At 62.7% G+C, this 1056-nt stretch carries 2 pseudogenes; both read right to left on the reverse strand.

The features are described from left to right. Positions 1-69: 69 nt before the first annotated feature. Positions 70-621, reverse strand: a pseudogene (locus AO501_RS15740) (DDE-type integrase/transposase/recombinase); the annotation flags it as partial. Between the two features lie 32 nt (positions 622-653). Beyond that, positions 654-971, reverse strand: a pseudogene (locus tag AO501_RS15745) (transposase); the annotation flags it as partial. Positions 972-1056 lie beyond the last annotated feature (85 nt).

Raw genomic sequence — 1056 nt, forward strand, 5'->3', positions numbered from 1 at the left:
ATTCAGCGATATCCCCCACGAGCGCAGGCCCTCTCCGCAGATCCTCGGCTTAGCGCAAACCTCGGCATAATCCGAGTGCAGAATGCACCCCGCGACATCTCCGCGTCGGGCTACCGCGCTGTGTAGTGCCCGGATGGCCAGTTGTGACTTCATTCGGGAGTCGATGCTGTAGCCGACGATCCGGTTGGAGAACACGTCCTTAATCGCACAGAGGTAGAGCTTGCCCTCACCGGTGCGGTGCTCAGTGATGTCACTGAGCCACAACTGATTTGGCCCTTCAGCGGTGAAGTCACGCTCGACAAGATCGTCGTGCACCGGCGGCCCGACTTTGCCGTTCTTGCCGCGTTTCTTACCAAACACGCTCCACAGTCGATTCTGCGAGCAGATCCGCCATGCGGTGCGCTCGGCCATCGGCTCGCCGGCATCGCGCGCCTCCTCCACGAGGTAGCGGTAGCCGAACTCCGGATCGTCTGCGTGCGCGTCGAACAGCGCATTGGCGCGGTAGGCCTCGATGAGTTCGGCCTCGGTGATGGGGTCGGCCAGCCAGCGGTAATACGGTTGGCGGGAGAGCTTGAGTACCCGGCACGTCACCGCGACGGGGATCCCGTCGGCGGCGAGCTCGGGTCTGCTGCACGATCAGGTGACAGTTTCGGTCACGCGGCCTGACTGGCCGGTGTGGTCATGATTGCTTCGAATTCGATCGGGGTCAACCGCCCGAGGCCGGACTGGCGGCGGCGCCGGTGGTAGGTGCGCTCGATCCAGGTGACGATCGCGATGCGGAGTTGTTCTCGGGTGTCCCAGCGGCGGCGGTCGAGCACGTTCTTCTGCAGCAGGCTAAAGAAGCTCTCGATGGCGGCGTTGTCGCCGGCGGCTCCGACACGGCCCATAGAGCCGACCATCTCGTGTTGATTCAAGGCGTGTACGAATTTCCTTGACCGGAACTGAGATCCGCGATCCGAATTAAGCCGGATCCGGCTTAACTCGGATTATGCCGAGGTTTGCGCTAAGCCGAGGATCTGCGGAGAGGGCCTGCGCTCGTGGGGGATATCGCTGAAT

Origin of the sequence: Mycobacterium gordonae (assembly GCF_001417955.2) — a bacterium.
In the GTDB taxonomy this organism is placed as follows: domain Bacteria; phylum Actinomycetota; class Actinomycetes; order Mycobacteriales; family Mycobacteriaceae; genus Mycobacterium; species Mycobacterium gordonae_B.